The sequence below is a fragment of the Stenotrophomonas sp. 10L48 genome, assembly GCF_056395105.1.
Map to the genome: position 1 here is coordinate 223,889 of NZ_JBFTIX010000004.1, position 26,281 is coordinate 250,169.

The 26,281-nt window shown below is 66.6% G+C and carries 29 protein-coding genes; 14 read left to right on the forward strand and 15 right to left on the reverse strand.

The window, feature by feature from the left end:
• Positions 1 to 154: 154 nt before the first annotated feature.
• Together AC1DCU_RS08465 and grxD are read right to left on the reverse strand one after the other, a co-directional pair.
• Positions 155 to 952 (reverse strand): SDR family NAD(P)-dependent oxidoreductase, encoded by a 798-nt coding sequence (locus AC1DCU_RS08465; RefSeq protein WP_025875262.1) that lies wholly within the window; start codon positions 950 to 952, stop codon positions 155 to 157.
• Positions 949 to 1,269 carry a Grx4 family monothiol glutaredoxin gene (grxD, locus tag AC1DCU_RS08470; protein WP_025875264.1) on the reverse strand — a complete coding sequence of 107 codons (321 nt, stop codon included), beginning with the start codon at positions 1,267 to 1,269 and terminating at the stop codon, positions 949 to 951. Before grxD ends, AC1DCU_RS08465 begins: the two co-directional genes overlap by 4 nt.
• A 119-nt stretch (positions 1,270 to 1,388) precedes the next feature.
• Here grxD and AC1DCU_RS08475 point away from each other — a divergent pair, with 119 nt between their 5' ends.
• Positions 1,389 to 1,967 carry a superoxide dismutase gene (locus AC1DCU_RS08475; protein ID WP_032975704.1) on the forward strand — a complete coding sequence of 193 codons (579 nt, stop codon included), beginning with the start codon at positions 1,389 to 1,391 and terminating at the stop codon, positions 1,965 to 1,967.
• Positions 1,968 to 2,183: 216 nt separating this feature from the next.
• Here the strand turns inward: AC1DCU_RS08475 and AC1DCU_RS08480 are convergent, their stop codons facing one another.
• Complete coding sequence (locus tag AC1DCU_RS08480) at positions 2,184 to 3,332, reverse strand: 5-(carboxyamino)imidazole ribonucleotide synthase (RefSeq protein WP_032975702.1); 1,149 nt, start codon at positions 3,330 to 3,332, stop codon at positions 2,184 to 2,186.
• Positions 3,329 to 3,832 carry a 5-(carboxyamino)imidazole ribonucleotide mutase gene (gene purE, locus AC1DCU_RS08485; protein WP_025875268.1) on the reverse strand — a complete coding sequence of 168 codons (504 nt, stop codon included), beginning with the start codon at positions 3,830 to 3,832 and terminating at the stop codon, positions 3,329 to 3,331. Before purE ends, AC1DCU_RS08480 begins: the two co-directional genes overlap by 4 nt.
• A 58-nt stretch (positions 3,833 to 3,890) precedes the next feature.
• Between purE and AC1DCU_RS08490 the strand changes: the two genes are divergently transcribed.
• From AC1DCU_RS08490 to AC1DCU_RS08505, 4 genes are all read left to right on the forward strand, one after another.
• Positions 3,891 to 4,160 (forward strand): Trm112 family protein, encoded by a 270-nt coding sequence (locus tag AC1DCU_RS08490; RefSeq protein ID WP_025875269.1) that lies wholly within the window; start codon positions 3,891 to 3,893, stop codon positions 4,158 to 4,160.
• Positions 4,157 to 5,008, forward strand: coding sequence for a carboxylating nicotinate-nucleotide diphosphorylase (gene nadC, locus AC1DCU_RS08495; RefSeq protein ID WP_032975701.1), 852 nt, complete (start codon positions 4,157 to 4,159; stop codon positions 5,006 to 5,008). Before AC1DCU_RS08490 ends, nadC begins: the two co-directional genes overlap by 4 nt.
• 112 nt (positions 5,009 to 5,120) lie before the next feature.
• Positions 5,121 to 6,101, forward strand: coding sequence for a DUF2272 domain-containing protein (locus tag AC1DCU_RS08500; protein WP_025875273.1), 981 nt, complete (start codon positions 5,121 to 5,123; stop codon positions 6,099 to 6,101).
• Between the two features lie 69 nt (positions 6,102 to 6,170).
• Positions 6,171 to 6,521 (forward strand): DUF3301 domain-containing protein, encoded by a 351-nt coding sequence (locus tag AC1DCU_RS08505; RefSeq protein ID WP_025875275.1) that lies wholly within the window; start codon positions 6,171 to 6,173, stop codon positions 6,519 to 6,521.
• 37 nt (positions 6,522 to 6,558) lie between these two features.
• On the opposite strand, the gene AC1DCU_RS08510 is transcribed toward AC1DCU_RS08505, so the two are convergent.
• The 7 genes from AC1DCU_RS08510 to AC1DCU_RS08540 form a co-directional block, all read right to left on the reverse strand.
• The gene (locus tag AC1DCU_RS08510) at positions 6,559 to 7,014 is read right to left on the reverse strand and encodes a ClpXP protease specificity-enhancing factor (protein WP_032975698.1); all 456 of its coding nucleotides are present in this window, start codon (positions 7,012 to 7,014) and stop codon (positions 6,559 to 6,561) included.
• Positions 7,015 to 7,098: 84 nt separating this feature from the next.
• Positions 7,099 to 7,734, reverse strand: a complete 636-nt coding sequence (locus AC1DCU_RS08515) for a glutathione S-transferase N-terminal domain-containing protein (RefSeq protein ID WP_025875280.1) — start codon at positions 7,732 to 7,734, stop codon at positions 7,099 to 7,101.
• 134 nt (positions 7,735 to 7,868) lie between these two features.
• On the reverse strand, positions 7,869 to 8,618 hold the full coding sequence (locus tag AC1DCU_RS08520) for a cytochrome c1 (RefSeq protein WP_025875282.1): 750 nt from the start codon (positions 8,616 to 8,618) through the stop codon (positions 7,869 to 7,871).
• The gene (locus AC1DCU_RS08525; protein WP_025875284.1) at positions 8,611 to 9,870 is read right to left on the reverse strand and encodes a cytochrome b; all 1,260 of its coding nucleotides are present in this window, start codon (positions 9,868 to 9,870) and stop codon (positions 8,611 to 8,613) included. Before AC1DCU_RS08525 ends, AC1DCU_RS08520 begins: the two co-directional genes overlap by 8 nt.
• Positions 9,870 to 10,490 carry a ubiquinol-cytochrome c reductase iron-sulfur subunit gene (gene petA, locus AC1DCU_RS08530; protein WP_025875286.1) on the reverse strand — a complete coding sequence of 207 codons (621 nt, stop codon included), beginning with the start codon at positions 10,488 to 10,490 and terminating at the stop codon, positions 9,870 to 9,872. The genes AC1DCU_RS08525 and petA overlap by 1 nt, the downstream gene beginning before the upstream one ends.
• A gap of 231 nt (positions 10,491 to 10,721) precedes the next feature.
• Positions 10,722 to 11,660, reverse strand: coding sequence for a lytic transglycosylase domain-containing protein (locus tag AC1DCU_RS08535; RefSeq protein WP_442251044.1), 939 nt, complete (start codon positions 11,658 to 11,660; stop codon positions 10,722 to 10,724).
• Between the two features lie 46 nt (positions 11,661 to 11,706).
• On the reverse strand, positions 11,707 to 12,675 hold the full coding sequence (locus AC1DCU_RS08540) for a helix-turn-helix transcriptional regulator (protein ID WP_248149605.1): 969 nt from the start codon (positions 12,673 to 12,675) through the stop codon (positions 11,707 to 11,709).
• Between the two features lie 80 nt (positions 12,676 to 12,755).
• Here AC1DCU_RS08540 and AC1DCU_RS08545 point away from each other — a divergent pair, with 80 nt between their 5' ends.
• Positions 12,756 to 13,376, forward strand: a complete 621-nt coding sequence (locus tag AC1DCU_RS08545; RefSeq protein WP_032975694.1) for a glutathione S-transferase family protein — start codon at positions 12,756 to 12,758, stop codon at positions 13,374 to 13,376.
• Positions 13,377 to 13,536: 160 nt separating this feature from the next.
• Positions 13,537 to 14,955, forward strand: coding sequence for a tRNA (N6-isopentenyl adenosine(37)-C2)-methylthiotransferase MiaB (miaB, locus tag AC1DCU_RS08550; protein ID WP_032975693.1), 1,419 nt, complete (start codon positions 13,537 to 13,539; stop codon positions 14,953 to 14,955).
• Positions 14,956 to 15,120: 165 nt separating this feature from the next.
• On the opposite strand, the gene AC1DCU_RS08555 is transcribed toward miaB, so the two are convergent.
• Genes AC1DCU_RS08555 through AC1DCU_RS08565 form a run of 3 tightly spaced genes read right to left on the reverse strand, consistent with a single transcriptional unit; the run spans position 15,121 to position 18,130 of the window.
• Positions 15,121 to 16,233, reverse strand: coding sequence for an ABC transporter permease (locus AC1DCU_RS08555; protein ID WP_032975692.1), 1,113 nt, complete (start codon positions 16,231 to 16,233; stop codon positions 15,121 to 15,123).
• Positions 16,230 to 17,153, reverse strand: a complete 924-nt coding sequence (locus AC1DCU_RS08560; protein WP_032975691.1) for an ABC transporter ATP-binding protein — start codon at positions 17,151 to 17,153, stop codon at positions 16,230 to 16,232. Before AC1DCU_RS08560 ends, AC1DCU_RS08555 begins: the two co-directional genes overlap by 4 nt.
• Positions 17,154 to 17,173: 20 nt before the next feature.
• On the reverse strand, positions 17,174 to 18,130 hold the full coding sequence (locus AC1DCU_RS08565) for an HlyD family secretion protein (RefSeq protein ID WP_032975689.1): 957 nt from the start codon (positions 18,128 to 18,130) through the stop codon (positions 17,174 to 17,176).
• A 364-nt stretch (positions 18,131 to 18,494) separates the two neighbouring features.
• Here AC1DCU_RS08565 and AC1DCU_RS08570 point away from each other — a divergent pair, with 364 nt between their 5' ends.
• The 7 genes from AC1DCU_RS08570 to AC1DCU_RS08600 all read left to right on the forward strand — a co-directional run bounded on the left by AC1DCU_RS08570 (position 18,495) and on the right by AC1DCU_RS08600 (position 24,819).
• Entirely contained in the window at positions 18,495 to 19,478 is a 984-nt protein-coding gene (locus tag AC1DCU_RS08570) for a PhoH family protein (RefSeq protein WP_032975688.1), read from the forward strand.
• Between the two features lie 38 nt (positions 19,479 to 19,516).
• The gene (locus tag AC1DCU_RS08575; protein ID WP_235189917.1) at positions 19,517 to 20,383 is read left to right on the forward strand and encodes a hypothetical protein; all 867 of its coding nucleotides are present in this window, start codon (positions 19,517 to 19,519) and stop codon (positions 20,381 to 20,383) included.
• Positions 20,384 to 20,439: 56 nt separating this feature from the next.
• Positions 20,440 to 20,925, forward strand: a complete 486-nt coding sequence (gene ybeY, locus AC1DCU_RS08580; RefSeq protein WP_032975687.1) for an rRNA maturation RNase YbeY — start codon at positions 20,440 to 20,442, stop codon at positions 20,923 to 20,925.
• A gap of 117 nt (positions 20,926 to 21,042) precedes the next feature.
• Positions 21,043 to 21,594, forward strand: a complete 552-nt coding sequence (locus AC1DCU_RS08585) for a hypothetical protein (RefSeq protein ID WP_032975686.1) — start codon at positions 21,043 to 21,045, stop codon at positions 21,592 to 21,594.
• 64 nt (positions 21,595 to 21,658) lie between these two features.
• Positions 21,659 to 22,540: an HlyC/CorC family transporter gene (locus AC1DCU_RS08590; protein WP_032975685.1), complete on the forward strand. Its 882-nt coding sequence runs from the start codon at positions 21,659 to 21,661 to the stop codon at positions 22,538 to 22,540.
• A complete protein-coding gene (locus AC1DCU_RS08595) occupies positions 22,537 to 23,778 on the forward strand; it encodes a lipoprotein N-acyltransferase Lnb domain-containing protein (protein ID WP_442251043.1) in 1,242 nt (413 codons plus the stop codon). The genes AC1DCU_RS08590 and AC1DCU_RS08595 overlap by 4 nt, the downstream gene beginning before the upstream one ends.
• Before the next feature lie 6 nt (positions 23,779 to 23,784).
• Positions 23,785 to 24,819, forward strand: coding sequence for a magnesium and cobalt transport protein CorA (locus tag AC1DCU_RS08600; RefSeq protein ID WP_442251042.1), 1,035 nt, complete (start codon positions 23,785 to 23,787; stop codon positions 24,817 to 24,819).
• An 88-nt stretch (positions 24,820 to 24,907) separates the two neighbouring features.
• Here the strand turns inward: AC1DCU_RS08600 and AC1DCU_RS08605 are convergent, their stop codons facing one another.
• Positions 24,908 to 26,272, reverse strand: coding sequence for an NAD-dependent succinate-semialdehyde dehydrogenase (locus tag AC1DCU_RS08605; RefSeq protein WP_117309949.1), 1,365 nt, complete (start codon positions 26,270 to 26,272; stop codon positions 24,908 to 24,910).
• Between the last annotated feature and the right edge of the window lie 9 nt (positions 26,273 to 26,281).

Here is a 26,281-nt window from a genome sequence, read left to right on the forward strand (position 1 = left end):
AGCCTTGCGGGCGGCTGTTCGGACATTTATCTGGGGTTCCCTACCGTGAACGGCAGCTGCCGCAACGGTTAACACTAGATTAACACGCTACGCTTTCAATGTGACGGTTGTGCGACAAACGGCACCGGATCGCAACGCTATCGTGACGGAATCTTCATTCCGCTTTACGAACGTCTTCACTCGTCGATGGCGGATTGCCCGCATCGAGCACCTGCCCGCGCCACGCCAGTCCGGCAGCGGACAACAGGGTCACGGCCGCTGCCGCGGCGGCCTCGGGGCCGCATGCGGCCGGGTCCTGGTCGATCGAATAGGCCCGCGCACGCAGGGCGGTACGCAAGGGGCCAGGATACAGGCCACTCACCCGCACCGGGCTGCGGGCCAGCTCGTCATGCAGGCTGCCGATCAGCCCGCGCAGGCCGTGCTGGGCGACACCGTAGCCGCCCCAGTACGCCTGCCCCACCCGCTCAGGGGCATCCACGGTGAATACCAGCGCCGCATCTTCACGCTGGCGCAGCAACGGCAGGCAGGCCTGGGCCAGCCAAGCCGGAGCGGTCAGGGTGACGTGCACGGCGCGGGCGAAGCTGGCCGGGTCGGCCAGCTCGAACGGGGTCAGGCCGGGAAAGTGGGCCGCGCAGACCAGCAGGCCATCAAGGCGCCCCAGCTCCTGCGCCACCGCCTGGGCCAGTTCGGCATAGTCGTCGGGACCGGCACCTTCCAGGTCCAACGGGTACAACAGGGGCTCCGGCCCAACCGCCTGCACCTGGGCGTAGACCCGGTCCAGCCTTCGTGGCTTGCGCCCCAGCAGGACCACGGTCGCCCCCGCCTCAGCGGCTGCAACAGCGGCAGCGCTGCCGAGCCCGCCGCCCGCACCGGCAATGAGCACCACACGGTCCTGCAATGGGCGGCCATCAAGCGCCCCGTCTGCCGGTGACGTCGATGGCCAGGCGCTCATCCCTGCGCAGCCTCTTCGACGATGCGCTTGAGCTCGCCGGCTTCGAACAGTTCCATGACGATGTCGCAGCCGCCAATCAACTCGCCGTTGATGAACAGCTGCGGGAAGGTGGGCAGATTGGAGAAGCGCGGCAGATTGGCGCGGATCTCCGGCTCTTCCAGCACATTGACCGTGCGCAGCGCGACGGCGCCTGCGGCCATCAAGGCCTGCACGGCGCGGCTGGAGTAGCCGCACATGGGGTATTGCGGGGTGCCCTTCATGAACAGCACGAGCGGGTAACGATCCACCTCGGCCTGGATTTGCTGCATTACCGCCACACCTCACTCCTTGCTTCGCCGGACAAACCAACCGTGATGGTCGGCTAGACTGCCCACGGTAGCTGCCATTGTAAGCCGATGGTACCGGCTGCCGCCGCCCCCTGGCCACGAACCTGTCCATGCCCGTCGAACTGCCCGCCCTGCCCTACCTGCCCTCGTCCCTGCAGCCGCACCTGTCGGCACAGACCGTGGAACTGCATCACGGTCGCCACCATCGCGCCTACATCGAGGCGGTCAATGCCGCCATTGTCGGCACCGAATGGGAAGAAGCCACACTGGAGGACATTGTCCGCCACGCCCAGGGCGCGCTGTTCGATGCCGCCGCCCAAGCGTGGAACCACGGCTTCTACTGGCAGTGCCTGCGCCCGCGCGGCGGTGGCGAGCCGCAGGGCCGCCTGGGCGAACTGGTCAAGCGCCAGTTCGGCGACGGCCAGCGTCTGCGCGAAGAGTTCAATCGAACCGCGCTTGGCCTGTTCGGCTCCGGCTGGGTGTGGCTGGTGCAGCACCCCGGCGGGCAGCTCGGCCTGCAGGCCACCCGCAATGCGGGTACGCCGCTGACCGGCGACAGCACGCCGCTGCTCTGCTGCGATGTCTGGGAGCACGCGTACTACACCGACTACCAGAATGATCGTGCACGCTATCTGGAAGCATTCTGGCAACTGGTGAACTGGGAATTCGCCGAGAGCCAGCTGCGCTGAGACCGACGGGCATCCGTATCCGCCGGGCATGGCCCGGCGCTACCGGCATCACGCCTGGCCGTGGTGGATGCCCATCCTGGTCGGCCCCGCTCTGGTAGATGCCCACCTTGGTGGGCCCTGCTCTGGTAGATGCCCACCTTGGTGGGCGCCGCCGGCCAGCGGCCGGCACTACCGGGTTCAGCGGCGCCTGCCGGCCGACGGCCGGCATCACCTTGGTCAGCCGTTACGCAACGCGTGTACCGCGGGGGCCACCTGGGCCTGGCGGTCGAGCTCCAGGCCTACCTGCTCCAGCGCATCGGCCAGTGCATCGGCATCATCATCACGCAGGGTGGCGTGACCCACCTTGCGGCCGTCACGCGATTCCTTGCCATAATCGTGCCAATGGCCACTGGCCTGCTGCAGCACCGGCGTCGGGTCGGGCATTGCCCCCAGCCAGTTCAGCATGCAGGCATGGCCGAGCATGCGGGTACTGCCCAGCGGCAGGCCGAGCACCGCACGCAGGTGGTTCTCGAACTGGGAGGTTTCGCTGCCTTCGATGGTCCAGTGCCCGGAATTGTGCACGCGCGGCGCCATCTCGTTGGCCAGCAGTTCACCGTCGCGGCAGAACAGTTCCAGCGCGAACACACCCACGTACTGCAGGTGTTCGGCAACACGACGGGCATAGCCGATCGCTGCTTCGTGCTCGGCAGCGGACAGCACCGCCGGTGCCACGCTGGCCGACAGCACGCCGTCGACATGCCAGTTGCCGGTGACCGGCCAAGCCTGGAAGCTGCCATCGCGGCCGCGCACGGCAACCACGCTGACTTCGCGCTGGAAGGCGACAAAGCCCTCGAGGATCAGGCCGGTGCGCTCGACCTGCGCCCCCAGGGCCTGCCATGCCGCATCGATGTCCGCTTCGCTGCGCAGGCGGAACTGACCCTTGCCGTCGTAGCCCAGGCGGCGGGTCTTGAGGATGCACGGCAGGCCGAATTCGGCGGCCCTGGCAGCCAGCTCGTCGCGGCTGCGGATATCGGCGAAGGCCGGCAGCGGAATGCCGAGCTGCTGGAACAGGGTCTTCTCGCTCAACCGGTCCTGGGCCACCGCCAGCGCCGACGGCGGCGGGTAGACCGGCACGCGGTCGGCCAGCCATTGCGCGCTGTCCGCCGGCACGTTCTCGAAATCGAAGGTGATCACATCGACTTTGGCGGCGAAGTCCGCCAGTGCCTGGCGATCATCGAAGGCCCCCACGGTGAGCGGTGCCAGCGGGCCACTGCAGGCGTCGGCCGCCGGATCATACAGTTCGAAGCGCAGTCCCAGCGGCGCACCGGCCAGGACCATCATGCGGGCGAGCTGGCCGCCGCCGAGGATGCCGACGGTCAGGCTCATTGGCGCGGATCGTCGTGAGCCATCACGTCTTCGGTCTGGCGCGCGCGGAAGCTGTCCAGCGCCTGGCCGATGGCCGGCTGGTCGCTGGCCAGCATCGCGGCGGCAAACAGTGCGGCATTGGACGCGCCGGCATTGCCGATGGCGAAGGTGGCGACCGGGATGCCGGCCGGCATCTGCACGATCGACAGCAGCGAATCCATGCCGTTGAGGGCCTTGGACTGCACCGGCACGCCCAGCACCGGCACCGCGGTCTTGGCCGCGATCATGCCCGGCAGATGCGCGGCACCGCCGGCGCCGGCGATGATCGCGCGCAGCCCGCGCGAACCGGCCTGCTCGGCATAACTGAACAACACATCCGGCGTCCGATGCGCGGACACCACCTTCACTTCGAACGGAACACCCAGAGCTTCAAGCTTCTGGGCGGCGTGCTGCATGGTYTCCCAGTCGGAGCGGGAACCCATGACGATGCCGACAAGCGGCGCGATCGGGTTGGGGGTCATTGGCCGTCACCTGCCTTAAAGACGTATTCTAGCCATCTTCCACGCAAGACGAAGAACCATGGATCGCAAGCTGCTCGACCTGCTGGTGTCGCCCGACACCCGCCAGCCCCTGTCCCTGCTGGATGGCAAGGGCCTGGAAGCCCTCAACCGGGCGATCGCCGCCGGTTCCGTCAACCGCGCCGATGGCAACCCGCTGGCGCAGCCGCTGCGCGAAGCCCTGGTCACCCGCGACCGCAAGCAGGTGTTCCGCGTCGACGACGGCATCCCGGTGCTGCTGGCCGAAGAAGCCATCCCGACCGCACAGATCGCCGACTTCCCGGCCGCATGAGCGCGCTGCCGACGCCGGATCCAGCCGTCGTCGCGGCCGATGTCGCCCGCGCGTTGGCCGAGGACCTGGGCAGCGGTGACGTCACCGCCGCCCTGCTGCCCGACCAGCCCGACAGCGCCTACCTGCTATGCAAGCAGGATGCGGTGATCGCGGGCCGTGCGTGGTTCGATGCCACCCATCGCGCACTCGATGCGGACGTGCAGATCGAGTGGCGGGTGGCCGAAGGCGACAGCGTCAGCGCCGGCACCGTGCTGGCCCTGCTGCATGGGCGCAGCCGCAGTCTGGTCAGCGCCGAACGCACCTCGCTGAATTTCCTGCAGACCCTGTCCGGCACTGCCACCACCACGGCCCGCTACGTTGCTGCGGTGGAAGGTACAGGCACGCGCATTCTTGATACCCGCAAGACCCTGCCCGGCCTGCGCCTGGCCCAGAAATACGCGGTGCGGTGCGGGGGTGGCGACAACCACCGCTTCGGCCTGTACGACACGGTGATGCTGAAGGAGAACCACATCCGCGCGGCCGGTTCACTGGCTGCCGCTGTGTCGGCCGCCCGCCAGCAATGGCCACAGCTGCCGCTGGTGGTCGAGGTCGAGGACCTGGAACAGCTGCGGCAGGCGCTGGAAGCCGGCTGTGAACGCATCCTCCTGGACGACTTCAGCCCGGAACTGCGGCGCGAAGCGGTGCGCATCACCGAAGGCCGCATTCCACTGGAGGTGTCCGGCAGCGTCGGCCTCGGCGGCCTGCGCTCGATCGCCGAAGATGGCGTGGACTGCATTTCCATCGGCGGCCTGACCAAACACGTGCAGGCAATCGACCTGTCGTTGAAACTGGGTCCGCCACCGGGTTGAGGGTGGATTCGCGGATCGTGATGTTGCCGGCCAACGGCCGGCACCACCGTTCTCACACCCGGCGTTCACAACGGCGCTGCGACGCTGCGGCCATCCCCCACAGGAGCCGCGCATGCGCCGGATGCTCTTGCCTGCCTGCCTGCTGCTGGCCGCGACGCCTTTCTCGGCCGCCGCTGTCGAAGCCTGCGATGTCCCACCGCGTTTCGGCCTGAGCCCATTGGCGGTCGCCATCCGCAACACCGCCTGCAACGAGCATCGGCTCTGGTATCGCCCCTTCATCGACCGTGACGGCCGCGCCGCCAGCCTCAGTGTCACCGAGGCCGAAGGCGATCATCTGGCCGACAACGGCCTGATCGCCTGGCAACGGGTCACCAGCTACTGGCGCGAAAGCGGCACGCTCAACGCGCTGGGCAGCCAGCCCGGCGCCAGCAGCTGCTTGGCGCCGCTGGGCACGCGTTACACCGACAGCGATTGCCGCGCCTTCCTGATCGACAATCCGTGGTCGGCGGCCTTCATTTCCTGGGTGATGGTGCGTGCCGGCGTACCCGGCTTCAATACTTCCCCACGCCATATCGACTACATCCGCGCCGCCTACCAGGCGGGCCCTTCCGGCGTGCCCTACCGCCTGGTGGACCCTGCCACCGCCAAGCCTGCGCCGGGCGATCTGCTGTGCTTCCTGCGCGACCGCAGCAGCACGCTCAGTTACAGCGGATTGGTGCAGGCCCTGGGCAACGGCTCGGTCGGCCATTGGAAGTCGCATTGCGAAGTGGTGGTGGCGGCCAACCTCGGTGGCGACCAGACGCTCTACCTGGTGGGCGGCAATGTCATGAACACCGTGGCGATGCGCCTGCTGCAACTGGATCGCACCGGCACGATCAAGCTGCCGCCGCCGCGCGAGCGCGACACCACCGGCATCGACCCGACCTGCACCCCGGGCCGTGAGGACGAATGCAGCTTCAACCGGCAGGATTGGGCCGCGCTGCTGCAGTTGAATGCCACTGCGCCGCGGGTCGCACCGCTTCCGCCGGCGATACCCGCTGCGCCGACACCGGTGCCGCTGCAGCCGACAACGGAGCCTGGCAACAATCGCTGAGCAGATGCCGCTTGATCCGGTCGCCATTCGTCGCCATCTTTGGCGGATCGACACCTGACGGCTGATGCCATGCCCACCCTGCTGTTCCTGCTCATTGCCGGCGGTATCGTCTACTTCTTCTGGAACGCAGCGCGTTCGGCCGCCGAACGTGCGATCGAGCTGGGCCGCAACGCCTGCCGTGCCGCCGATGTGCAGTGGCTGGACCAGGCGGTGCACGCCACGGGCCTGCGCTTGTCGCGCGGGGAAGACGGACGCCTCGGCTTCGAGCGCACCTTCAAGTTCGAGTATTCCTACGACGGCATCGATCGCCATGTCGGCCGCATGGTGCTGCGCGGCGACCAGCTGGTTTCATTTACCGGCCCGGGCGCGGCACGGATCAGCCAGATCCGTGCGGACAACGAAGAGGCCGAGGATGTGTAGGGGCTGAAGGTGTGCCGACCAACGGTCGGCCCCACCATTACTTGACCACGCGCAGGGTCGGACGGCCTTTCGGCGGCGGACCAGCGGGCGGCGTGTCGTCCGGCGGCGCCTGCTCATCGTCGTGCAGCAGCTCATCACTGGCCGGCGCCGGATCGCCACCGGGAATGTCATCCGGCAGGGCCATGCCCTGCCCGGTTTCGCGGGCATATACCGCCAGTACGGCGCTGATCGGCACCTGCACCGGATAGCTGGTGCCGGAGAAGCGCGCCGAGAAGCTCACCGACTCGTTGTCGATCACCAGCCGTACCACCGCGCGTTCGGCGATGTTGAGCACCACCCGGCCATCCTTGATGGCTGAAGGCGGAACCTGCACGCCGGGAACGCCGGCGTCGACCAGGATGTGCGGCGTCAGCTGGTTGTCATTGATCCATTCCACCAGGGCCCGCAACAGGTACGGTCGGTGGCTGGTCATGTGGAAGAAGTCTTCGGTCATGCGTGAAGTGTAGCGCCCGACGCCCCGGCCGGGGCGGATCGCCTGCACGCCGGTCGGCGTGCAGACGGGAAAGCGGATGGCGGATCAGCCCGGCAGATCGCGCAGTTTCTTTTCCTGATCGGTCAGACTGCGGACGAAACCGGGGTGGCGGAAGATCCGGTTGCCATAGTCCTCGATCGCCTTGCCGTCCTTCGGCAACGGCACATCAAGCGACTGCAGGCGCCAGATGATCGGCGCCATCGCGCAGTCGGCCAGGCTCATTTCCGGGTTGAGGAAGAACTTGCTGGCCTTGAACAACGGCAGCGAGGCCGTCAACAGTTCCTTCAGCCGCTTTCGCCCTGCCTCGGCCTGGGTCTTGTTGCCCAGCTGGATCGCCTGCACCTGCGGCACCCAGTCGTGTTCGATACGCAGCATGGCCAGGCGGATCCGCGCGCGCGACAGCGGGTCAACCGGCATCAGCGGCGGATGCGGATAGCGCTCGTCCAGATACTCGCTGACCACCGACGCGGCATACAGCACCAGCTCGCGCTCGACCAGGGTCGGCACCGAGTGGTACGGATTGAGATCGATCAGATCTTCCGGCGGGTTCTGTGGATCCACCGGTACGAAGTCGAAACTCACGCCCTTGGCCGCCAGCACCAGGCGCACACGGTGGCACAGTACATCGTCGTTCGAGGAAAACAGCGTCAGTGTATTGCGCATGCGTACGCTCGCCGCCATCAAAGGCTCTCCTACGACAGGAGACCGCCTGCCGTATCGGCGCCGCCAGCACCGTGCTGACGGTCGACTCCTCCCCGAGTGTGCAACCGACCATCACAAAAGCCAATAGGCCCGTTGCGATGGCCGGCCCTGGATCAGTGCACGTCCTTCCAGTATTCCTTCTTCAACAGGTACACCAGGAAGGTCAGCAGGGCCAGGAACAGGATCACCCAGACACCGAGCTGCTGCCGCTTCAGCGCGGCCGGCTCGCCGGCGTATTCAAGGAAGTTGGTGATGTCGCGCACGGCCTGGTCGTACTGCGCCGCATCGACCGAACCCGGGCTTTCGATGCGCAGGCCCGTCACCGGCGGGTCCATGCCCGCTGCTTCGGCCTTGCCATGTACCGCATGCTGCAGGCCCTGCATCTCCCACAACGGATTGGGCATGGATGCGTTGGCGAACAGCGCATTGTTCCAGCCCAGCGGGCGGCTGCTGTCCAGGTAGAACGACTTCAGGTAGGTGTAGATCCAGTCGCTGCCGCGCACCCGGGAAATCAGGCTCAGGTCCGGCGGCATCTTGCCGAACCACTTTTCGGCCTGCTCCTTGGGCATCGCCACAGGCACCGGATCGCCGATCGCCGAGCCGGTGAAGTTGAGGTTGTTCATCACCTCTTCCTCGCTCAGCCCCAGGTCCTCGCCCATCCGCGAATAGCGCAGGTACTTCAGTGCATGACAGCCACTGCAGTAGTTCATGTACAACTGGGCGCCGCGCTGCAGCGACGCCCGGTCACCCAGGTCGTTACCGGCCTGCAGGAGCTTGGTGCCGCCCTCGGCGGCCATGGCCAGGGTACTGCCCAGCATCAGGGCGGCCGCCAGGGCCAGCCGGACCATCCAGCGCTCAGTCATGCGTGGTCACCCTTTCCGGTACCGGCTTGGTCTTGTCCAGCCTTGTCCATATCGGCATGGTGATGAAGAAGGCAAAGTACAGGAAGGTCAGCACCCGCCCGACATAGGTCTCGTGTGCATCGGTACCAGGACCGGAACCGATCACCATCAGCCACGCAAAGCACACCACGAACATGCCCAGCAGGCCGCGCGACAGCCAGCCGCGGTAGCGGTAGGACTTGACCTTGGCCCGGTCCAGCCAGGGCACCAGGAACAGGATGGCGATGGCCGAGAACATCACGATCACGCCACCCAGTTTGTTCGGCACCACCCGCAACATCGCGTAGTACGGCGTGTAGTACCAGACCGGCTTGATGTGCTCGGGGGTGACCAGGCGATTGGCTTCGGTGAAGTTGTCGTGTTCCAGGAACAGGCCACCGAAGGCCGGTGCGAAGAAGATGATGAAGGCCGCGATGATCAGCAGGAAGCCCGCACCGACGCCGTCCTTGAGTGTGTAGTAGGGATGGAACGGGATGCCGTCGGTCGGCGCGTTCGGTGACCAGCGGTTGCCCTTCGGGCCCTTCTTGATCTCCACGCCATCGGGATTGTTCGATCCCACTTCATGCAGCGCGCCCAGGTGCAGCACCACCAGCAGCAGCAGGACCAGCGGCAGCGCGATCACGTGCAGTGCGAAGAACCGGTTGAGCGTGGCGTCGCTGGGCAGGTAATCGCCCATGATCCATTCGGTCAGGCCGTTGCCGATCACCGGAATGGCGCCGAACAGCGAGATGATCACCTTGGCGCCCCAGAACGACATCTGGCCCCACGGCAGCACGTAGCCCATGAAGGCTTCGGCCATCAACACCAGGTAGATCAGCATGCCCAGGATCCACACCAGTTCGCGTGGCTTCTGGTAGCTGCCATACAGCAGCCCGCGGAACATGTGCAGGTAGACCACGATGAAGAACAGCGAGGCACCGGTGGAGTGCATGTAGCGGATCAGCCAGCCCCACTCCACGTCACGCATGATGTATTCGATGGAGGCGAATGCTTCGGCGGCATTCGTCTTGTAGTGCATGGTCAGGAAGATGCCGGTGACGATCTGGTTGACCAGCACCAGCAGCGCCAGCGAGCCGAAGTAGTACCAGATGTTGAAGTTCTTCGGCGCGTAGTACTCGCTGACGTGCTTGCGGTAGATCGGCATCAACCCCGGCGCGCGGGCATTGACCCAGTCGGCCACGCCGGTGGCGGTACGGCTGAGGATGTTGGACATCAGGCAGCCCCCTGCGGATCGACACCGATGATGATGGTGTTGTCGTCCTGGTAGTGGTGCGCGGGCACCTTCAGGTTGATGGGTGCGGGCACGTCCTTGAAGACGCGGCCGGACATGTCGAAGCGCGACTTGTGGCAGGGGCAGAAATAGCCGCCCTTCCATTGCGGATCGTAGGGCTCGGGGCGGATTTCACCCACCATTTCCGGCGAACAGCCCAGGTGCGTGCAGAGACCGACCAGCACCGAGATCTCGGGCTTGATCGAGCGCAGCTCCGGGTTCTGCTTGAGCACGTACTCCGGCTGCTGGTCCTTCTCGCCGGACTCGGGGTCCTTCAAGCGGCCATCCAGCCCATGCAGCGCGTCAAGGATCGCCTTGGACCGTTTGACGATCCAGATCGGCTGGCCACGCCATTCCACGATCAGGCGTTGGCCTTCCTGCAGGGCGCTGATGTCGGCCACCACCGGTGCGCCGGCAAGCTTGGCGCGGGCACTGGGGTTCCAGGATTTGATGAAAGGAACTGCGGTGAATCCGACGCCGACGGCGCCCACCACAGCTGTGGTGGCAGTAAGAAAACGCCGACGTCCGGTGTTGACTGGATCGTGTACCCCATCGTTGGCCATCCGGCACTCCGATATTGATTAGGTAGCTTTAAGGCTGCCAGCGGTTCCGGTGGGGGCCAGAGCCGCATTGAATCTCGGTCGAGTGTAGCGGAACCGTTGCGCGCCACACAACGCATTGCAACAACATAGTTTGTTGGGTTGCCGGCCAGCGGCCGGCACTACCTGTTCAAAGGTGTGCCGACTGACAGCCGGCACCTACCTGTTAACGGTGTGCCGACCAACGGTCGGCACCTACTGCTTGCTCAGCACCGTGCGATAGCGCTCGGCCAGCTGGCCGACCCGGCGCACGTAATACTGGGTCTCGCTGTAGGGCGGCACGCCGCGATGGCGATCGACCGCGCCCTCGCCCGCGTTGTAGCCGGCAGCGGCCAGGGTCAGGTCTCCATTGAAACGCTTCAACAGCCACGCCAGATACTGCACACCGCCACGGATGTTCTGCCCCGCGTCGTAGGAATCGCTGACGCCGAAGCGCGCGGCGGTGGGCGGCATCAGCTGCATCAGGCCCTGGGCGCCGGCACGGCTGAGTGCGGTCGGGTTGTAGGCCGACTCGGCATGGATGATCGCGCGTACCACGGCCTCTTCCACCCCGAATTCGCGTGCGGCCGAGGTGATCTCGCTCTGGAAGGCCGTGGTGTTCAGGCGCACGCTGCCGAAATCGACGCGCGGATTGACCCCGCAGGCGTAGCAGCGCTCCATGAAGCTGTAGCGGATGGTCCGCACCGGGCCGAGGTTGGCGACCTGGGTCGGGCGTGCGCTGGTGTAGTGGCGCACCCCGTCCTGCATGTACGAATAGACCTGTCCGCTGACCATCCTGCCGCCGCGTGGACTGGCCGGCGTAGAGGTCGTTGCGGGTGCCGGGGTCGCTGCGACAGCGGGACTGGCCGCAGCGGCGGCGACCGCGACCGGATTACGCTCGGCGCTGGCCACCACTGCAGCAGGTGCCGCAGGTGCTGGTAGCAGCGCCGGCGCCGGCGTGGCAACGGGAGCGCGCGCTGCCCTGCCCGCGCTGCGGGTGTAGCTGATGGTGCTGCATTGGGCACCGGCCACCCGCTTGCTGACATAGCTGGTGACACCGTCGGCGCCGAGGCACTTGTACAGGGTACCGGCGCTGGCCGGCGCAGCGGTCAGCGCAGCGATGATGATCGCCGTTATCCCCAGTCTCCCCTTCATGGCCGCGAGTGTCCCAGCTTCGCTGCGGCTTGCCAAGGGCGCCGGCTCAGACCGTGACGGCGGGCACGGCCAGGACCTGGCCAAGCCCGGCCAGGCGCTGGGCCAGCTCCTCGCGCAGCTCGGCCGGCGTGGTCCACACCGCCACCGGCAGGCGATCCAGGCTGAGGATCTGCGCCAGCATCATGCCGCGGCTCTCCGCGCCCATCCGCAACAGGCAGTGTTCTGGCCCGTCGGCCTCCAGCACACCGCACCAGGGCGGAATGCGCCCGGTCAGCTCCGCTTCGCTGCCGGCCAGGCGCAGGACGGCCTGCAGCGCGAACGGCGCCTGGCTGACCGCCTGCCGCACCATCACATCCGGTGGCGCCGGAGTGCGCCGATGCAGGCCAGGCTCTGGCAGCGAACGCACTGCGCCCATCCGGTCCACGCGCAGCGTGCGCCAGTCCTGCCGCCCCAGGTCCCAGGCCAGCAGATACCAGCGCCGTCCGTAGTTGACCAGGTGCTGGGCCTCGACTTCGCGTTGCGTCACCGCGTCCTGCGCGCTGCGGTATTCGAAGGCCAGCCGCGCGGCCTGCCGGCAATGCTGGGCCAGTCGCCCGAGCAGGCGCGCGTCGGTGGACGGCAGGTCGGACAGGGTTGCGGTGGCGGCATGTACTTCGCCGGCCTGCTGGCGGCGACGCGCGGGCACCAGCGGGTCGAGCTTGGACAGCAGGCCGCGTGCGGTGTCGTCGATGCCGGACACCGTGGCCGACGCCGCGCGCAGGGCAATCGCCAGTGTGGTGGCCTCCTCCTCATCCAGCAGCATCGGCAGCACCGGCGCACCGGCGCCCAGCCGGTAGCCGCCACCTACACCGGCCGAGGCCTGTACCGGATACCCCAGCTCACGCAGGCGCTCGACATCGCGACGGATGCTGCGCCGGTCCACGCCCATGCGCTCGGCCAGCTCGGCGCCGGACCAGTGACGGCGGGCCTGCAGCAGGGAAATCAGGCGAAGCAGGCGATGGGCGGTATGGCGCATGACGGATCGCGGACAGAAGTCGTCCGCAATTGTGCCCCAGCATGGGCCCCACTTCACCACCACCTGCAGGGAGCAATGCCATGACGTCACGCCAGATCACCCTCTACCACGCCGCCCGTTCACGCTCGAGCGGCGCTGTCGCCCTGCTCGAAGCGCTGGGCGCCGACTACCGCATGCAGGTGCTGGACCTGAAGGCCGGTGCCAACCTGGCCCCGGCCTATCTGGCTATCAACCCGATGGGCAAGGTGCCGGCCATCGTCCACAACGGCGCCCTGGTGACCGAGCAGGTGGCGATCTACCTGTACCTGGCCGACCTGTACCCGGAAGCCGGGCTGGCACCGCCGATCGGCGACACCCTGCGCGGCCCTTACCTGCGCTGGATGGCCTTCTATGGCGCCTGTTTCGAGCCGGCGATGATCGACCGGGCGATGCGCCGCGATCCGCCGCCGCATGCGATGTCGCCCTATAACGATGCCGATACGGTGCTGCAGGTGATCGAAGCGCAGCTCACGCAGGGACCGTACCTGCTGGGCGAGGTGATGAGTGCGGCCGACGTGCTGTGGGGCAATGCGCTGGCATGGACCAGTGCGTTCGGCCTGGTGCAGCCAGCACCGGCGACGGCCGCCTACATCGATCGAATGAGCGCGATGACCGCGTTTGATCGTTCGCGGCAGATCGATGCGGAGCTGATCGCGGCGTGAGGGCACCCGGCCCGGCGCTACCGAACGGGACGGGATGCAGGCAGCGCGGGGCCATGCCCCGCGAGCGCCCAGTGCGGCGCCGCTGGCGTTGCGCCGGGCGCACGCCCTGGGATGCGGGTAGAATCGCCCCCTTTCCCGCCACCCGAATGGATTAAGCGCCATGACCGGGACGCCAGACGTCTTTCCGCCCGCCGCCCAGGGCGGCACTCCGCTCGTTGCCCTGCCCTCTGGTCCGCGCAAGCCCGACCAGGTGAAGGGCAAGCTGTACATCAAGACCCACGGTTGCCAGATGAACGAGTACGACTCGGCCAAGATGGCCGACGTGCTCGCCGCCAGCGATGGTCTGGAACTGACCGATCGCCCGGAAGACGCCGACGTCATCCTGGTCAACACCTGCTCGATCCGCGAAAAGGCGCAGGAGAAGGTGTTCAGCCAGCTGGGCATCTGGAAGAGCCTGAAGAACCAGGGCCGCGAGGTCATCATCGGCGTAGGCGGTTGCGTGGCGTCGCAGGAAGGCGAGGCGATCATCAAGCGTGCGCCGTTCGTCGACCTGGTGTTCGGCCCGCAGACGCTGCACCGCCTGCCGGAACTGATCCGCGCCCGTCGCGAGCAGCAGCGCCCGCAGGTGGACATCAGCTTCCCGGAAATCGAGAAGTTCGATCGCATGCCCGAACCGCGTGCCGATGGCGCATCGGCGTTCGTGTCGATCATGGAAGGCTGCTCCAAGTACTGTTCGTTCTGCGTGGTGCCCTACACGCGTGGTACCGAAGTCAGCCGCCCGTTCGAAGACGTGGTGGTGGAAGTGGCACAGCTTGCGGCACAGGGCGTGCGCGAGATCAACCTGCTCGGCCAGAACGTCAACGCCTACCGTGGCCCCTATGGTGACGGCGAGCTCGCCGACCTCGGCCTGCTGATCCGCACCATCGCCGAGATCGACGGCATCGGTCGCATCCGCTTCACCACCTCGCATCCACTGGAGTTCAGCGATTCGTTGATCGACGCGTTCCGCGACGTGCCGCAGCTGGCCAACTTCCTGCACCTGCCGGTGCAGGCAGGCAGCGACCGCGTGCTGTCGGCGATGAAGCGCGGTTACACCTCGCTGGAATTCAAGTCGAAGATCCGCAAGCTGCGTGCGGTGCGCCCCGATATCTCGATCAGTTCGGACTTCATCGTCGGTTTTCCCGGCGAGACCGATGCTGATTTCGAGAAGACCATGAAGCTGATCGAGGATATCGGCTTCGACCACAGCTTCTCCTTCATCTATTCGCGTCGCCCGGGCACGCCGGCTGCAGACCTGGAAGACACGATCAGCGACGCGGAAAAGCATGCGCGCCTGTCGCGGCTGCAGGAACGGATCAACGCGCATGCCGCGCAGATCTCCGAAAAGATGGTCGGCAGCGTACAGACCGTGCTGGTGGAAGGCCCTTCGCGCAAGAACCCCAACGAGCTGACCGGCAAGACCGAGAACATGCGTTCGGTGAACTTCCCGGCGCACCCGCGCCTGATCGGCCAGTTCGTGGACGTGGTGATCACCGAAGCGATGACCAACTCACTGCGCGGGCGCGTGGTGACGGAATAAGGTGTGCCGACCAACGGTCGGCACCCACCGGAATTGATGCCGGCCAGCGGTCGGCACCCACCGAGGGATTGAGGTGTGCCGACCAACGGTCGGCACCCACCGCAATTGATGCCGGCCAGCGGTCGGCACCTCCCGGGGTGGATGCCGACCGTTGGTCGGCGTGCTTCAATCCAGGCGTTTGCGGAAGCGCAGGATGGCCAGGGTCATCATCGCCACGATGAACACCAGCAGTGCCAGCGCGTCCGGCCACAGCTCCCACAGCGAAGCCCCGCGCAGCATGATGCCGCGTACCAGGCGCAGGAAATGGGTCAGCGGCAATACTTCAGCCAGCCACTGCACCGGCCGGGGCATGCCGGCGAACGGGAACATGAAGCCCGACAACAGGATGGAGGGCAGAAACAGGAACAGGGTCATCTGCATGGCCTGGAACTGCGAACGCGCCCGGGTTGAAATCAACAGGCCCAGCGCCAGGTTGGCCAGCACCAGCAGCACGGCGGCCAGATAGACATCCAGCAGGCTGCCGCGGATCGGGACCTCGAACAACCACGTGCCCAGCAGCAGCACCAGGGTGGTCTGCAGCAGACCGATCGCTGCGTATGGCAATACCTTGCCGACCATCAGTTCGCTGCGCGATACCGGCGTGGCGATCAGCAGCTCCATGTTGCCGCGTTCGCGCTCGCGTACCACCGCCACTGCAGTGAACATCACCAGGGTCATGGTCAGGATCACCCCGATCAGGCCGGGCACGATGTTCACCGCTGACCGTCGTTGCGGATTGTAGAAGCTGATGACGCTTACCGGCCCGCTGGCAATACTGCCCTCGCGCAGCGGCCGCGTGTTGCTGGTCGGGCGCGTGTCCAGCGGTACCTGCGCCAACTGGATCGCCGCACTCTGCACCACCGTGTCGCTGCCGTCGACCAGCACCTGCACCGCCTCGCGGCCTTCGTAGCGGCGTCGTTCGAAATCGGCGGGAATCACGATGCCCACGCTGATCCGGCCCCGTCGCAACGCCTCCATCAGCTGGTCGGGCGTATAGGCCTGTGCGCGCGGGGCGATCACACCGGTGGCAACCATGTCCTGCACCAGCGCGCGAGAAGCCGCACTGTTGACCTGGTCGGCGATGCCTGCATCCAGGTGCCGCAGGTTGAGGTTGATCGCATAGCCGAACAGCAGCAGCTGCATCACCGGGATGCCGATGATCATCGCCAGGGTGATCCGGTCGCGGCGCAGCTGGCGCAGCTCCTTGAGCATGATCGCCCACAGCCGTCGCAGGCTCATGCCGCCGGCTCCCGGCCGCGGCCACGGGTAGCGGAAACGAAGACGTCTTCCAGGTTGGGCGCCACCGGTTCGATGCTGGCCTGCGGATCGGCGGTGGCAAGGGCCTGCGCCAGCACGGCGGTATCGGCCGCGCCCTCACTGCACAGCATACGCAGCTCGGTGCCGATCTGCGCCACGCTGAGCACGCCCGGCAGCGCCGCCAGCGCGCGGCTGGCCTGCCGGGGCTGCGCAGTGGTGACGGCCAGGGTGCGACCCTGCAGCTGCGCGCACAGTTCGGCCGGCGTGCCATCGGCTACCAGGGCACCGCGATCAAGGATCGCCAGCCGGTGGCAGCGTTCGGCCTCGTCCATGTAATGGGTGGACACCAGCACCGTGGTGCCGGCATCGGCGAGTTCGAACAGCGCCTCCCAGAAATCGCGACGCGACTCGGGATCGACCGCACTGGTCGGCTCATCCAGGAACAGCAGTTCCGGCGCATGGATCACCGCACCGGCCAGCGCCAGCCGCTGCTTCTGCCCACCACTGAGGGTGCCGGCCAACTGCACCTGGCGGTCCTGCAGGCGATACTCCAGCAGCAGCGCATCGACCCGTTGCCGCGCCTGCGCGCGTGGCAGATCCTGGATGGCGGCAAGGAATTCCAGGTTCTCCCGCACCGACAGGTCTTCGTACAACGAAAAACGCTGGGTCATGTAGCCGATGCGGCGGCGCAACGCCTCGGCCTGCGCCGGGATCGCCAGGCCCAGCACGTCGATCTCGCCCGCGCTCGGCTCAAGCAGCCCGCACAGCATGCGGATGGTGGTCGATTTGCCCGAGCCGTTCGGGCCGAGGAAACCGTATACCTGCCCACGCGGCACCTGCAGATCGACGTTGTCCACCGCCAGCAGGTCGCCGAAACGGCGGCTCAGGCCCCGCGCACGCACGGCGATGTCATCGACCGGGTTCAGAAGCGCACCTGCACCGGCAGCCCGGCGGGCAGCGCCTGCATGTCGGCACTGTCGTCGATCTCGATCTCGGCCAGGTAGCTCAGCCGCGAGACGTCATCACCAGTCAACGCGTAATAGGGGGTAAAGGAAGGTTCGCTGCGGATCGACCGCACATGCCCTTTCAATACGGTATTCGCGCCGTCCAGCTGCACCAGCGCGGCCTGCCCGACCTTCACCTGCAGGCGCAACGGCTGCGGCAGGTACACGCGCGCATACGGCCGTTCGCCCACCAGCATCACCACCAACGGTGCACCGATCGGTGCCTGGTCGCCTTGCCTGTAGGGCAACGCATCGACCACGCCATCGCGCGGCGCGCGCAGCTGCAGCTTCTGCAGGTTGACGGCCTGCACGACCTCCTGTGCCTGTGTCGCCCTGGAGGCGGCCTGGCCCTGGGCGATGTCCTCACGACGGTTGCCGCGCTGCAGCTGCAGCCATGCCTGTTCGGCAGCACGCACGCTGGCCACGGCGTTGTCGGCGGCCGCGCGGGCCCGGTCCAGATCAGCGGCAGCCACCAACCGCTGACGGGCCAACGGTTGCACCCGGCGGTAGTAAGCGGTGGCTTCCGCCGCCTGCGCGCGCAGCGCGGTGAGCTGTGCCTGCGCCTGGGCGATCTGCTCCGGACGCGGGCCCACCTGCAGTTCCTCGAGCTGTGCCTGCGCGCGTGCCGTTTCGGCCTGTGCGGCGTCGAGCTGGGCTGCGCCACGGACAGGGTCCAGGCGCATCAGCAGCGCGCCCGCCTTGACCGCCTGCCCCTCGCGCACGTCAACGGTACTGATCACTTCAGCCGCCGGTGCGGGCACGCTGATCCGGTCCCATTCAAGCGTACCCAGTGCTGCTGGTGGTGCTTCGCCGCACCCCGCCAGCAGGCAGCTGCCCAGCAACCCCATCCTGCGCACCCACGTGCCCACGGCCATGCGCCACCTCCTGCGATGGCGCCACGGTGCCATGCTCCCTGTGCACCCGCAATGATCCAGATCAGCGCTGGCCAATAATTGATCAGCCGCTCCCAACGCCACTGCCGCAAGGCTCGCTGCCACCTATCCACAGGTTCGTGGCAACACCGTCCACACCGCATGTGGAAAACCCTGCAGGCACTGGCACAATTTTCACCACCGCATCATCTTCCTTGTGGCACAAGCACTGCGAAGGTCTATCCACAGGTTTCTTCGGCGCCGGTCCACACCCGGTGTGGAGAACTGTCGTCATGCCGGCTTGCGCGTTACCCTTGTCGTCCCTGACTCCATCGCGGTGGACGGCGACCCCGCCCCACCCCAAGCAATGAAAAGCATCGAGCATCGAGACTTCACCCTGTCGCCGGAAGACAACGCGCAGCTGGCCAACCTGTGCGGCCCGTTCGACGGCCACCTTCGCCAGATCGAACTGAAGCTTGGCGTGGAAATCGCCAACCGCGGCTTCGTGTTCCGCATCAGCGGCCCGGCCGAGGCCAGCGCCGAGGCGCAGAAACTGATCGAGGCGTTGTACGAAGAAGCCGCAGAGACCACCTTCGACAACCACGCCATTCACTTGCGGCTGAACGCGGCCAACATCGAACAGATCGCCGACCGCTCCTACGAAGCACAGGACGTGGCGATCAAGGTCAAGCGCGGAACCGTGCGCGGCCGGGGTTCCAACCAGAGCCGCTACCTGCACCAGATCGTCAGCCACGACATCAACTTCGGCATCGGCCCGGCCGGTACCGGCAAGACCTTCCTGGCCGTGGCAAGCGCGGTGGAAGCACTGAACGAATCGCGCGTGCAGCGCCTGATCCTGGTGCGTCCGGCGGTCGAGGCCGGCGAGAAGCTGGGCTTCCTGCCCGGCGACCTCAGCCAGAAGGTCGACCCGTACCTGCGCCCACTGTACGACGCCCTGTATGAAATGCTGGGCGTGGAAAAGGTGCTCAAGCTGCTGGAAAAGAACGTCATCGAGATCGCGCCGCTGGCCTACATGCGCGGCCGCACGCTCAACGATGCGTTCGTGATCCTGGACGAAGCGCAGAACACCACCATCGAACAGATGAAGATGTTCCTGACCCGTCTGGGCTTCGGTTCCACCGCCGTGGTCACCGGCGACCTGACCCAGACCGACCTGCCCAAGCATGTGAAGTCCGGCCTGCGCGATGCGATCGACGTGCTGCGCGACGTGGAGGGCGTCAGCTTCACCTTCTTCGAAGCCCGCGACGTGGTCCGCCACCCGCTGGTGGCGCGCATCGTCAGTGCCTACGACCGCCGCGACCTGCACCAGATTCAACCTGGAGCGGAATGACACTACACTCCGGGCTCCTGTGCACATAAGGACGTGTCATGGTTCGCCCGGGTCTGCTGCTGTCGTTGTGCCTGCTGGCCCTCGGGCCGGTCCCTGCACTCGCCTCTCCCCCGCCCGCCGCCGAAGCGCGGGCGTACGTTGAATCCAGTTATGTGATTGCTCCCTACCAGGTGGAGGATTTCACGCTGGTGCGCAGCAGTTACAACCCGGACGACAGATTGGCGGGGGCCGGATTCAGTTACCGCAGCCGCCTGAACCCGGAGGCGGCGATCAGTGTTTTCGTGTATCCGGCGGGCCGGTTGGACCCGCAGGTTGCCGTGGACCGCGGCATGCAGGCCTTGCAGGCGGACCTCAGGCAGGCGGTTGCGTCCGGCATCTACGCGGACCTGCAGGAGCTGGGACAGGAGCCCTTCCCGCTGTCGGCCGAAGCAGTTCCTGCGAAAGGTGCCAATGGCATCGACGCGGCGGTGATCCAGGCCATTGCCAAGGCAGAGCAGGTCCGAGGCGAGAAGCTGCGCCTGGGCCTGCTGCAGGTGTCCAGCAACCAGCCGCTGCATTCCAATGGCTATCTGTTCTATAAACAGCTGCATTTCTTCAAGCTGCGCATCTCGGCCAACCAGTCCGTCCTCCCACGCGAGGCATTCGATGTCCTCGCTGATCGCGCCACGCGCAGGCTGATTCCGGCACTGGAAGTGGCCAACGTAGGCGGCTGTGCCAACACTACCCTGTATGTGGATCCCGATGCAGCGCCGGAGCAGGGGGCAATCCAGTTGGCCAGACAGGTGACCCTGCAGAACGGCTACAACTGCCACGCATCGACCGGCAATGCCGATATCCAGGCGCGTGCGGCCAAGGCGTCGGTGATCGAAATCGCCTACGAAGCCGGCGACTGGAAGTCGCAGTGAACGGCGACACGCGCGATACTGTGACCTCCTGTTCGATCTGAAATGCCGGTGTTGCCATGACCAAGGGTCCCGTCCGCCTCGATGTAGCCGTCAACTACGCCCTGCCCCGTGCCGGGCTGCCCTCGGCCGTCAGCTTCCGCAAATGGGTGGCGGCTGCGCTGAAGGGCCGCATCCGCGAGGCCGACCTGGCCATCCGCGTGGTCGACAGCAAGGAAGGGCAGTCGTTGAACCGGCACTACCGGGGCAAGGACTACGCCACCAACGTGCTGAGCTTCCCGGCCGACGTGCCGGAGGGCCTGCCCAAGGGCGTCAAGTTCCCGCTGCTGGGCGACCTGGTGATCTGCGCACCGGTGGTGGCGCGTGAAGCCGGGGAGCAGGGCAAAGTGCTCAACGCCCACTACGCGCACCTGACCGTGCACGGCGTGCTGCACCTGCTCGGCTGGGACCACGAGGACGACAAGGAAGCCGAGGCGATGGAACAGCTGGAGCGCGAGATCCTGGCCGAGCTCGGCATCGACGACCCGTACGCGGGCGAGCGCTGAAACCGGGCCAGCCCCTGCGTGACCGAGCCCATGCTCGGGCGCAGTGGGCCATGCGCCCCGCAGAACCGACCAGAATGCAGCCGAGCATGGGCTCGGCTCTACCACGGAACCTCGCCTGTGCTGCTGCGTACTGCCCTGCCCCTGCTACTCGTTGCCTCCACCGCTTCCGCCGCGCCACTGGACCTCCCTGCGCTGATCGAATGCCGCCAGGGCGTGGCCGAGCACGCCGCGCTGGCACCGCTGCTGGCCGATCCGCTGAAGGCCGTGGCGCATGGCCTGCAGCCGCTGCCGCAGGGCAACCAGTTCATGAGCGAGTACCGCCTGGCCAGCCCGATCACCGTGTTCGGCCAGCAGACCGAGCGTGTGGCCGTGGCCGGCGCCAGCATCATGGCCGTGCTCGACCAGGCCGATCCGCGGCCGCTGGCCAAGCAGCTGGCCCTGGAGATCGGCTACGACCAGGACGGCAAGTTCATGGCCGGGCGCGAGCTGGTCAGCCGCGATGTGACGGACCCGAAGACCGGGGAGGCGCAGATCGAGTCGATCATCCTCAGCGTATCCACCGTCGCCAGCCACCCCGGCAGGACTCTGGCCGGCTGCACCTACAGCCTGGACCTGCCGGCCGAGGACGAGGGCCCGGCCGCCACCGCCCCGGCGGCCGACGGTCACTGACAGGCCCCCACATCCTGCTAGACTTGGGTCATCGCCCGGCCTGCCGGGTGCCTTTTTTCCAGAGATGTCAGAAGACGACAGTAGTAGCTCCTTCGTGGAGCACAGCGAAAAGAAGCGCGGCTGGCTTGAACGCCTGACGTCTGCTTTTTCCGGCGAACCCCACACCCGCGACGAGCTGGTCGCTGTCCTGCACACCGCGCAGGAAGAAGGGTTGATCGCCGCAGATACCCTGAAGATGATGGAAGGTGCCATTTCGGTGGCCGAGCTGACCGTGGGCGACGTGATGATCTCGCGTTCGCAGATGGTCTCGCTGCCGGTCGAGGCGCCCTTCCTGGAGTTGATGAAGCAGGTCGTCGAGTCCGGCCATTCGCGCTTTCCGGTGCATGGCGAGAACAAGGACGACATCCTTGGCGTGTTGCTGGCCAAGGACCTGCTGCGCGGCGTGGTTGCCGACAACGGTCCGGGCAACGTGCGTGAGCTGCTGCGCCCGGCGGTGCTGATTCCGGAAGCGAAGAAGCTCAACGTGCTGCTGAAGGAATTCCGCCTGTCGCGCAACCACATGGCGATCGTGGTGGACGAGTACGGCGGTGTCGCCGGCCTGGTCACCATCGAGGACGTGCTGGAGCAGATCGTCGGCGAGATCGACGACGAACACGACGAGGCCGAGGACTTCTCGGCGCAGATCGCCATCCAGGCCGATGGCCAGTACGTGGTGGATGCGCTCACGCCGATCGGCGATTTCAACGAGCGCTTCGGTGCCACCTTCTCCGATGAGGACTACGACACCATCGGTGGCCTGGTAACCGAAGCGGTGGGCCATCTGCCGGAAGTCGGTGACGAACTGGCGCTGGACCGCTTCATGTTCCGCGTAGCCCGCGCCGATGCGCGCCGGGTCCAGGCCTTCCATGTAACGGTGCTGGCACCGGACGCGCAGGACGACGCTTGAAGCACCGTGGCCTGATCCTGACGGTGTGGCTGGCACTTTGCGTGCTGGCCACGACCCTGCCACTGACCGCGTTCGCGCAGGCGGCGGCGCCGGTCGTTTCGACGGCCAGTGATGCCCCTGCCCCGCGCGTTGGTGTGGTCACCATGCAGCCCGGCACCGTGTTCTTCGAGCGCTTCGGCCACGATGCCATCGTCGTGCTGGACCCGGTGAGCGGCGAGGCGATCTCGTACAACTTCGGCTACTTCGATCCGTCCGAACAGGATTTCATCGGCCGCTTCGTGCGTGGCGACATGATGTATTACCTGGTGGCGCTGCCACTGCAGCAGGACCTGTCGTACTACGACGAGACCGGCCGCGGTGCCAGCGTGCAGTGGCTGGATATCACCCCTGACCAGGCACGCTCGCTGGCCGCCGACCTGGCCGAACGGGCCAAGCCGGAAAATGCGCGCTACCACTACGATTACTACACCGCCAACTGCGCGACGATGGTGCGCGACACGCTGGACAAGGCACTGGGCGGCGGCCTGCATTCACAGCTGTCGGGCCGTTCGCGTGGCAACACCTATCGCAGCGAGTCGGTACGCCTGGCGTCCCCGGCCCCGTGGATGTGGCTGGGCTTCGATATCGGCCTGGGTCCGTTTGCCGACCAACCGCTGTCGCGCTGGCAGGAAGCCTTCGTGCCGATGCGCCTGGCCGATGCCCTGCGGCAGGCCCGCAACAGCGACGGCCGCCCGCTGGTGCAGTCCGAGCAGGAACTGCTGCCGCACCGCATCGATCCCGAACCGAAGGAATTCGCGCGCCACTGGTGGCCGTGGCTGCTGTGTGGCCTGGTGATTGCGGTCGGCGTGCTGGCGCTACGCAGGCGTACGCGCCTGCTGGCCGGCCTGGCCTTGCCGCTGTGGCTGCTGTGCACCATCGCCGGTGGCCTGCTGGTGTTCCTGTGGGGCTTCAGCACGCACTACGCTGCCTGGGCCAACCGCAACCTGCTGCTGCTGTCGCCGCTGTGCGTGCTGCTGTTGCCGGGGGCGATCAGCCTGCTGCGGCGGCGCGTGCCCGGCCGCATGTTCAGGATCGTGCTGTGGCTGGTGGCGGTGCAGGCCGTGGCTGCCCTGGTGCTGCACTGGCTGAGCCTGCAGGCGCAGTACAACGTGCAGTGGATCGTGCTGCTGCTGCCGGTCCACGCGGCGCTGGCCTGGGCGCTGGGGCGCCGTCCTCACTTGTCGGAAACGCAGCACTGACGCACGATGGCGGGCATGTCATTGCCCGCCCCACTGCCCGCCCCTGCTGCCGCCTCCGCCGCAGCCAATCCCACCTGCGTCATCAACTGCGTCCACTACGATGACGACGGCAAACGCCACGACATCAGCCTGGATGCGATCAGCGATGTCATCGCCAGCAACAATGGTTTCGTCTGGGTCGGCCTGTACGATCCGAACGAAGATGTACTGCTGAAGCTGCAGGAAGAATTCTGCCTGCACGACCTGGCCGTCGAAGATGCGCGCAACGCGCACCAGCGCCCCAAGGTGGAGGCCTACGGCAACTCGTTGTTCGTGGTGGTGACCACCGCGCAGATGGTTGACGAGCGCATCCAGTACGGCGAGACCCACGCCTTCCTCGGCCCACGGTTCCTGGTGACCGTTCGCCATGGCGCCTCGCTCTCGTACGCACCGGTGCGCGCGCGCGTGGAGCGCGAACCACAGCTGCTGAAAATGGGCCCCTCGTACTGCCTGTACGCCGTGGCCGACTTCGTGGTCGACAATTACCTGCCCATCACCAACCGCTTCCGCGACACCCTGGAACTGCTGGAGAAGGACATCTTCGCCGACAGCTACAAGCGCAGCACGGTGGTGCGCCTGTATGAGCTCAAGCGCGAGTTGAACAAGATGCGGATGGCGGTGGCGCCTCTGCAGGATGTACTGGCACAGCTGCGCCGCTACCAGGGCGAGCTGTTCCCGGACGAAGTGAAGCTGTATATCCGCGACGTGCACGACCACGCGGTGCGCATCAGCGATGTCATCGATACGCTGCGCGAGATGCTGGGCACGGCCCTGAGCGTGAACCTGTCACTGGTGACGCTGGCCCAGGGGGAGACGGTGAAGCGGCTGGGTGCATGGGCCGCGCTGCTGGCCGCACCGACGCTGATCACCAGCTGGTATGGCATGAATTTCAGCCACATGCCGGAATTGAACCAGCCGTGGGCCTACCCGCTGATGATTGTCACTGTCGGTGGCATCTGCATTGGCCTGTACCGGCTGTTCAAGCGGGTGAAGTGGCTGTAGGACGATCGACCAACGGTCGATACCCACCGAACCGGTAGGCCACGACGGTCGACACCTGGCGTACCTGTCGTGGCGCATTGGGTGATCATCAAGCCACGTAGATGGTCTTGATGTTCATGAACTCATGGATGCCGTGGTCGGCCAGTTCACGGCCGAAACCTGACTCCTTGCTGCCGCCGAACGGCAACCGCGCATCGCTCTTGACGATGGCGTTGACGAAGGCCGCGCCGCATTCCATGCGCTGGGCGAAGGACTCGCCACGCACCGGGTCACGCGTCCACACGCTGCCGCCGAGGCCGAAGCGGGTGTCATTGGCCACGCGCAGCGCTTCGGATTCATCCTTGACCCGGATGACCGCAGCGACCGGCCCGAACAGTTCTTCGTCATAGGCGGGCATGCCCGGCCCCACCTGGTCGAGCACGCTGGCCGGGTAGCCCGCATGCGAACCGGCGATCGGTTCGCCGCCGATCAGCACCCGCGCGCCTTTGGCGACGCTGGCCTGCACCTGCTTGTGCAGTTCGTCGCGCAGATCGGCACGGGCCATCGGCGCCAGCGTGGTGCCGCGCTCGTTCGGGTCGCCGTACTGACGCTCGCCTGCGGCTTCGACGAAGCGCCGGGTGAATTCATCGGCCACCGCTTCAACCACGATGAAGCGCTTGGCGGCAATGCAGGTCTGGCCACTGTTGTCGAAGCGCGACTTCACCGCGGCGGCAACCGCCTTGTCCAGGTCGGCATCATCGAGCACCACGAAGGCGTCGCTGCCGCCCAGCTCCATCACCGACTTCTTCAACTGGCTGCCAGCATTGGACGCGATGGAGCGCCCTGCCCGCTCGCTGCCGGTCAGGGTGACTGCCTTCACCCGTGCATCGCGCAGTACGTCGGCAGCCTGGTCGTTGTCGATGTGCAGCACGTCGAACACACCGTCCGGCAGGCCACCATCGCGGCACACCGCCAGGATCAGGTCGGCGCACTGCGGCACGTTGCTGGCGTGCTTGAGCAGCGCCACGTTGCCGGCCATGAACGCCGGGGCCAGGAAGCGGAACACCTGCCAGATCGGGAAATTCCACGGCATCACCGCGAACACGCAGCCGATCGGTTCATAGCGCACGTAGCTGCGCTGGGCCTCGGTGTCGATCAGCTGCGGCTTCAGATAGTCGGCGGCATGGTCGGCATAGAACTCACAGGTGGTCGCGCACTTTTCCACTTCGGCCAGGGCCTCGGCCTTCAGCTTGCCCATCTCGCTGGTCATGGCCTGCTGCAGGTCATCGCGGCGCGAGCGCAGCTGGCCGGCAATCTGCTTGAGGATCGCCCCGCGATCCTGCAGCGAGCGCTCGGCCCAGCGTGGGAACGCCTCGGCTGCGGCCTGCAGGCGCTGCTCGATGGCAGCGGCATCCATCAGCTCATGGCGGTAGGTCACCTGGCCGGTGGCCGGGTTGATGATCTCGACGGTCATGGGGGGTCT